Raw genomic sequence first — 7,395 nt, forward strand, 5'->3', positions numbered from 1 at the left:
CTCCCCCGCGCGCCGTACCCGCCCTGCGGGCGCCGCACGCGCCCGCGTTCCTCGGGCGCGGGTAAGCGAAACGTCACGATTGGGTATCCGCATGCTCTAGGTTGGGCGGGTACACAGGAACTTCCCGACATCGACGACAAGAGGGGGCCCTTCGTCGTGAGCCTGCCCCAATGGATCACGGTCGGCGTCACCGTCATGGTCGCGGTGCTGCTGGTCTTCGCCGTGCGCTGGGTGCTCAAGCACAAGCTGGGCAAAGCCTGGCGGGTGTCCCAGCACGTGGTCCACCGCACGACCTACACCAGTTACGGCGCTGCCGCGGTGGTCGGCGCGAACCTGTCGCTGCCCAGCCCCGCCAACGTGGACTGGGGCACGTACCAGGCCATCGACCACGCGATGAGCATCCTCATGATCGCGACGCTGACGGGCCTGGGCGTCAGCCTGGCCTACGCGGTCACGGACATGGTGCTGGCCCGGCTGTCGGTCGCCAACGGCGACGCCGACCGCAAGGCGCGGCGCATCCAGACCCAGGTGCGGCTGCTGCGCCGGGTGATCACCTCGATCATCGTGGTGCTGGCGGTCGCCGCCATCCTGTTCACCTTCGACGAGGTCCGCGCGCTCGGCGCCGGGCTGCTGGCCTCCGCCGGCATCATCGGCATCGTGGCCGGTGTGGCGGCCCAGTCCACACTGGCCAACCTGTTCGCCGGACTCCAGCTGGCCTTCAGCGACGCCCTGCGCATCGGCGACGTGGTCGTGGTCGAGGGCGAGTGGGGCCGGGTCGAGGAGCTGAGCCTGGTCAACGTCACCATCAAGATCTGGGACGAGCGCCGCCTGGTGGTCCCGGTCGCCAACTTCACCACGACCAGCTTCGAGAACTGGACCAAGCAGGGCACGGCGATCACCGCCAAGGTGGTGTTCCCGCTGGACTGGGAGGTGCCGATCGAGGAGATGCGCGAGGAGACCGGGCGCCTGATCACCCGCAGCGAGCACTGGGACGGGCGCAGCTGGTCCTGCCAGGTCGTGGACATCGCCCCGAGCGGCGAGGTGCTGGTGCGGGTGGTGGCCACCGCCGCCGACACCGGGCACCAGTGGGACATCGCCTGCGAGATCCGCGAGCACCTCATCGGCTGGCTGGTCGAGAACTACCCCGAGTCCCTGCCGCGCCACCGCGCCCAGTTCCTGGCCTCCGAGGACGCGGACGAGGCCGCCTACGCCGCCCAGTTCCCCACCTCGGCGTTCCGGCGCCACGAGCCCAACGGCGTCAGCGGCCCGCCCGGGGGCGACCCCGGCGAGGCCTGAGCCCGACCGGTCCACACACGCGACGGCGCCCGGAGCGGAAGATCCGCTCCGGGCGCCGTGGTGTCGCGGCGGGCGGGTCCGTGGGCTCCCCGCTCCGGCCCTCCCGCCGGTCCCTTTCAGGAGGAGGGGCCCTGGAGGATGATGTCGGTGCCCTCGACGGTGACCTCGAACGGCTCCAGCGGCTCCTGGGCCGGGCCCGTCAGCGCCTCCCCGGTGGAGATGTCGAACTCGCTGCCGTGGCACAGGCACCGGATGACCTCGTCCACCTCCTGGACGGTGCAGCCCGCGTGCGTGCACGAGGCACCGAAGGCCCGGTACCGGCCCGCCTCGGGCTGGGTCACGACCAGTTTGCTGTTGCTGAAGACCGCTCCCGCGCCCTCGGGGACGTCGGTGGTCTGGCCGACCACCTGGCCGTACCGGACCTCCTGCGGCTTGGGCTCCTGTCCGCCGCAGGCGCTCACGGCCGTGACGGCCGCGGCCGTACCCGCCGTCCCGAGCAGTCGGCGCCTGCTCATCCCGCACCCGCACGTCCTCTTACCGGCCACGACGAAACGCTCCTCACCTGCGCCGAAATATCACTACACAATGTAGTAGGTACGGCGGGGTGGCCGGGTTCCGGGGTGTGCGCGAGAGCCCTCAGGCCCGCGGCGGATACGGGTGCGCCGTCGGGGGCTGCGGGCCCGCCGCGGCCACGTCGAGCACCACGGTGCCAGCGATCCGGTCGTGCAGTCCCTGCCGGTTGGGCCGGTTCCAGGCGGCCATCCCGCCGGTGAGCAGCGCCGTCACCGCCACCAGGAACCACCAGAACCAGACGGCGCTGAAGAACAGGAAGAACAGCAGGAAGGGCAGGGCCAGCAGCGCGGCGCGCACCGTCAGGGCGGCGAGCGGCAGGGCGCCCAGGCTGCCGTTCCCGGCCTGGGGCGCGACCCTGAGTCCCACGCGGCGCTTGCCCAGCGTCTGCTGCCAGCGGGAGAGGGCGAGGGTCTCATAGCCCGCGTAGAGCAGGAAGAAGGTCACCGACAGGAAGAGCGGGTACCGGTCGCCGATACCGGTGGTGTCGCCGGAGCCGACCGCCTGGACGCCCACCCAGGCCAGGGAGAGCACGAGCGCCAGCAGCAGTGCGGGCAGGGCGACCAGGAGCAGGTCGATGCCGCGCGCGTACGCCCGCGTACGCCAGGCGGCCAGGGGGTAGAGCCGCTCCACGGGTTCGGCGCCCGGGGCGGCGTCCGGTGCGCCGAAGCGCGTGTCCCCGTGCAGGCCGTCGTGTGCGCCGGCGGGCTCCCCGTGCCCGGGGCGGGACGGGAGCCGCTGGGTTTCCGGAGGCGTCGGCCCGCCGCGGTCCGGTCGGGGAGGGACGTTCATGGGCGGGCCAACCTCCAGGGCGGTTCGTCGGAGTCGCGCGGGGGCCGGGCGCGGACGCGGCGCCCGGGGCGGGGTCCGCCGGGCGGGACGCGGATACGTTCGACTCTACTCAGGTGAGACATGTGTCGCGAACCCGCCAACCCGACGTGGCCACGGGCAGCGCGGCGCCCCGCCCCGCGGGGACCGGGACGGGGCGCGGCGGTGCCGTCGGGCGCGGGCTCAGAGCATCTTGGCCAGGAAACGCCCGGTGTAGGACTCGGCCACCGCGGCGACCTCCTCCGGGGTTCCCTGCGCGACCACGGTGCCGCCGCCGGAGCCGCCCTCGGGGCCCATGTCGATGACGTGGTCGGCCGTCTTGATGACGTCGAGGTTGTGCTCGATGACGATCACCGTGTTGCCGGTGTCGGTCAGGCGGTTGAGCACGCCCAGCAGCTTGCGGATGTCCTCGAAGTGCAGGCCGGTCGTGGGCTCGTCGAGCACGTACACCGTCCGCCCGGTGGAGCGGCGCTGGAGTTCGGCGGCGAGCTTGACCCGCTGCGCCTCACCGCCCGACAGCGTCGTGGCGGGCTGGCCCAGCCGCACGTAGCCCAGGCCGACGTCGGCCAGGGTCTGGAGGTGGCGGCGGATGGCGTTGATCGGCTCGAAGAACTCCAGGGCCTCCGAGATCGGCATGTTGAGGACCTCGGAGATGTTCTTGCCCTTGTAGCGGACCTGGAGGGTCTCCCGGTTGTACCGGGCGCCGTGGCACACCTCGCAGGGCACGTAGACGTCGGACAGGAACTGCATCTCGATCTTGAGCGTGCCGTCGCCGGAGCAGGCCTCGCAGCGGCCGCCCTTGACGTTGAAGGAGAACCGGCCCGGCTGGTAGCCGCGCGTCTTGGCGTCGGTGGTCTGCGCGAACAGCTTGCGGATGTGGTCGAAGACCCCCGAGTAGGTGGCCGGGTTGGAGCGCGGGGTCCGCCCGATGGGGCTCTGGTCCACGTGCACGACCTTGTCGACCTTGTTCATGCCGTTGACCCGCAGGTGGCGGCCGGGCACGTCGCGCGCCCCGTTGAGCTCCTTGGCCAGCGCCTTGTAGAGGATCTCGTTGACCAGGGTGGACTTGCCCGAGCCGGACACGCCGGTGACGGCGGTGAACACGCCCAGCGGGAAGGCGACGTCGACCCCGTGGAGGTTGTTCTCGCGCGCTCCCCGGACCACCAGCTCGTGCCCCCGGGTGAGGGGGCGGCGCTCCACGGGCACCTCGATGCCGCGCTTGCCGGACAGGTACTCGCCGGTGAGGGAGTCCTCGGAGGTGAGCAGCTCGTCCACGATCCCCGAGACCACGACGTGGCCGCCGTGCTCACCCGCGCCGGGGCCGATGTCCACGACCCAGTCGGCGGCGCGGATGGTGTCCTCGTCGTGCTCCACGACGATGAGCGTGTTGCCGATGTCGCGCAGGCGCTGGAGGGTCTCCAGCAGGCGCGCGTTGTCGCGCTGGTGCAGGCCGATGGAGGGCTCGTCCAGCACGTACAGCACGCCCACCAGGCCGGAGCCGATCTGGGTGGCCAGGCGGATGCGCTGGGCCTCCCCGCCCGAGAGCGAGCCCGAGGAGCGCGCCAGGCTCAGGTAGTCCAGGCCGACGTCGAGCAGGAAGCCGAGCCGGGCGTTGATCTCCTTGAGCACCTGGGCCGCGATGACCGCGTCGCGCTCGGAGAGCGTGAGCCCGGCCAGGAAGGCCGCGCTGTCGCTGAGCGGCATCTGGGCCACCTCGGCGATGGACTTGCCGCCCACGGTCACCGCGAGCACGACCGGCTTGAGGCGGGTGCCCTCGCAGGTCGGGCAGGGCACGGTGCGCATGTACCCCTCCAGCCGTTCGCGGCCGTAGTCGCTCTCGGTCTCGGAGTGGCGGCGCTTGACCCAGGGGATGACGCCCTCGAACTCGGTGTAGTAGGAGCGGTTGCGCCCGTACCTGTTGCGGTAGCTGACGTGGACCTGGGTGTCGTGCCCCTCCAGCAGGGCCTTGCGCGCGCGGCGCGGCAGCCGCTCCCAGGGGGTGTCCAGGTCGAAGCCGATCGCCTCGCCCACCGCCTTGAGGATGCGCTCCCAGTAGCCGCTGTTGGGCCCGCCGGACCAGGGGCCGATGGCGCCCTCGGCCAGCGTCTTCTCGGGGTCGGGGACTAGGAGTTCGGGGTCGACCTCCATGCGGGTGCCCAGGCCCGAGCACTCGGCGCAGGCGCCGTAGGGGGCGTTGAAGGAGAAGGAGCGCGGTTCGAGCTGTTCGAAGGACAGGTCGTCGTAGGGGCAGTACAGGTGCTCGGAGAAGACCTTCTCGCGGTCGGGGTCCCCGGCCTCCACGTCCACGAAGTCCAGGATGATGGTGCCCCCGGCCAGCTTGAGCGCCGTCTCCACCGAGTCGGTCAGGCGCCCGCGGGAGGAGGGCTTGACGCTGAGGCGGTCCACGACCACGGCGATGTCGTGCTTGTCGTAGCGGCCCAGCTTGGGCGCCTCGTCCAGGCGCACGGCCTGCCCGTCCACCACCGCGCGGGTGTAGCCCTTGGACTGCAGGTCCTTGAACAGCTCGACGTACTCGCCCTTGCGTCCGCGCACGACGGGGGCGAGCACCTGGAAGCGGGTGCCCTCCTCCATCTCCAGGACGCGGTCCACGATCTGCTGCGGGGTCTGGCGGGCGATCTCGCGGCGGCACTCGGGACAGTGCGGGACGCCGACGCGCGCCCACAGCAGCCGCAGGTAGTCGTAGACCTCGGTGATGGTGCCGACTGTGGAGCGGGGGTTGCGGCTGGTGGACTTCTGGTCGATGGACACCGCCGGGGACAGGCCCTCGATGAAGTCCACGTCCGGCTTGTCCATCTGCCCCAGGAACTGGCGGGCGTAGGCCGACAGCGACTCCACGTAGCGCCGCTGGCCCTCGGCGAAGATCGTGTCGAAGGCCAGCGACGACTTGCCCGAACCGGACAGGCCGGTGAACACGATCATGGAGTCGCGCGGCAGGTCCAGCGAGACGTCCTTGAGGTTGTGCTCCCGGGCTCCCCGGACTACCAGTTGTTCGACCATCGAGTGAGACATCCTTCGGCTCTGGCGCACAGGACGCGGACCCCGTCGCGTGACGTCGGCTGACCCGTGTGGAACTTCGCGTGCGGCGGTCGGGACCTCCCGGAGACCGCCCGGGCCCCGGAGACGGGCCGCTGAGGAGAGGGGGGAGGACGCTCGCCTCTCCCGCCCGTCCAGCCTAACGACCGCCGACGACGGTTTCTTCCACCTCGCAGAACAAGGTGGCACCCCGGCGCCGGAGCGCTCAGGGTGCCACCACTATAGACGAACAGCTGTTCGAATCCGGCCGTTTCCCGGAATGTCCTCGACGCGCCCGCGGGCCCGCCGTCCGCTCAGGAGCGGTCCGCCGGGGAGTCGACGGAGGGGTCGCGCTCGGTCTTGAGCTCGGGGTTCTTGCGCTCGTCGGCGCGGGACTTGATCAGGCTGCCGACGATGGTGATGGTCATGATGCCCAGGATGACGGTCAGCGACAGGCCGATGCCGACCTCGGGCACGTGCACGCCGTTCTCGTGCAGGGCGTGCAGGATCATCTTGACGCCGATGAAGACCATGATCGCCGACAGGCCCCAGCTGATGTAGGCCAGGCGGTCCATCAGACCGGCCAGCAGGAAGTACAGCTGGCGCAGGCCCAGCAGGGCGAAGGCGTTGGCGGTGAAGACGATGTAGGCGTCCTGGGTCAGACCGAAGATCGCCGGGATGGAGTCGACGGCGAAGACCAGGTCGATCATGCCGATCGCGACGATGACCAGCAGCATCGGCGTGATGTGGCGGCGGCCGTCGAGCTTCACGGTGAGGTGGGCGCCGTGGTAGTCGTCGGTCACCGGCCAGAAGCGCTTGAGGAGGCGGACCACCGGGGTCTGGGTGAAGTCCTTCTCCTCCTCGTCGCCCTTCATGTGGTCGCGGACGATCTTGTAACCGGTGTAGATCAGGAAGGCGCCGAAGAGGTAGAAGACCTCGCTCCAGGCGTTGATGACCTGGGCGCCCAGGACGATGAAGATGCCGCGCATGACCAGCGCGATGACGATGCCGACGAGCAGGACCTCGTGCTGGTACTTCTTGGGCACCGCGAAGGAGCCCATCAGGAGGTAGAACACGAAGAGGTTGTCGATGCTCAGGCTCTTCTCGGTGACGAACCCGGCGAAGTACTCGGCGCCCGCGCCGCCTCCGCCGAAGTACCAGACACCGAAGCCGAAGATGATGGCGATGCCGATGTAGAAGGCCGCCCACCAGGCGGCCTGCTTCATGCCGAACTCCTGGGGCCCCTTCGTCTTGCTCCAGGGATGGTCGACGATGATGAGGTCGATCACCAGGATGGCGACCATGGCGCCGATCGTGGCGACCCACACCCACAAGGGAACGTTCACGGAAAGTCTCTCCTCCGGTCAGTGCGCGCGGGCTGTGTGCACGCACGTCGAACCACCGGAGGTCTCTCCCGCTCGCAGCGAAGCGCTGCGAACCGGCGGCACCGGGAGGACGACTCTGTCCGCCGTGATGACGACACCGCCGCGACAGGGATACTCCCCTCACGTGTCAGGCCAGGATACCGGTGCCACACCGTGGGCGGCACACACCGGACCGTAGTCCAGGATGACATCTCCACCCCCGCGAGGTGAAGTCCCGGTGGAGGTGGCATCGACCGCACCCCGGGGACAGGTCCACCCAACCCCGGGGCCATCCCGCCCCCCG

Annotated in this window: 5 protein-coding genes; 1 reads left to right on the forward strand and 4 read right to left on the reverse strand. The window is 70.4% G+C overall.

Translation table 11 applies throughout. The features are described 5' to 3' along the window. Window positions 1-156: 156 nt before the first annotated feature. Window positions 157-1,296 carry a mechanosensitive ion channel family protein gene (locus DQW06_RS10590; protein ID WP_013154032.1) on the forward strand — a complete coding sequence of 380 codons (1,140 nt, stop codon included), beginning with the start codon at window positions 157-159 and terminating at the stop codon, window positions 1,294-1,296. A 116-nt stretch (window positions 1,297-1,412) separates the two neighbouring features. On the opposite strand, the gene DQW06_RS10595 is transcribed toward DQW06_RS10590, so the two are convergent. From DQW06_RS10595 to DQW06_RS10610, 4 genes are all read right to left on the reverse strand, one after another. Further along, window positions 1,413-1,811 carry a Rieske (2Fe-2S) protein gene (locus DQW06_RS10595; RefSeq protein WP_041552787.1) on the reverse strand — a complete coding sequence of 133 codons (399 nt, stop codon included), beginning with the start codon at window positions 1,809-1,811 and terminating at the stop codon, window positions 1,413-1,415. 121 nt (window positions 1,812-1,932) lie between these two features. After that, entirely contained in the window at window positions 1,933-2,658 is a 726-nt protein-coding gene (locus DQW06_RS10600) for an RDD family protein (protein WP_117198368.1), read from the reverse strand. A 219-nt stretch (window positions 2,659-2,877) separates the two neighbouring features. Further along, the gene (gene uvrA, locus DQW06_RS10605; RefSeq protein WP_117198369.1) at window positions 2,878-5,712 is read right to left on the reverse strand and encodes an excinuclease ABC subunit UvrA; all 2,835 of its coding nucleotides are present in this window, start codon (window positions 5,710-5,712) and stop codon (window positions 2,878-2,880) included. 329 nt (window positions 5,713-6,041) lie between these two features. Continuing rightward, window positions 6,042-7,073, reverse strand: a complete 1,032-nt coding sequence (locus DQW06_RS10610; protein WP_013154036.1) for a TerC family protein — start codon at window positions 7,071-7,073, stop codon at window positions 6,042-6,044. Between the last annotated feature and the right edge of the window lie 322 nt (window positions 7,074-7,395).

It is taken from the genome of Nocardiopsis sp. TNDT3, assembly GCF_003427465.1.
GTDB classification, from domain to species: domain Bacteria; phylum Actinomycetota; class Actinomycetes; order Streptosporangiales; family Streptosporangiaceae; genus Nocardiopsis; species Nocardiopsis dassonvillei.

What these genes read in the sequence shown, in the direction of transcription:
- DQW06_RS10595 (WP_041552787.1), bottom strand. Translation starts at nt 1,811, where the DNA reads ATGAGCAGGCGCCGACTGCTCGGGACGGCGGGTACGGCCGCGGCCGTC.
- DQW06_RS10600 (WP_117198368.1), bottom strand. Translation starts at nt 2,658, where the DNA reads ATGAACGTCCCTCCCCGACCGGACCGCGGCGGGCCGACGCCTCCGGAA.
- uvrA (WP_117198369.1), bottom strand. Translation starts at nt 5,712, where the DNA reads ATGGTCGAACAACTGGTAGTCCGGGGAGCCCGGGAGCACAACCTCAAG.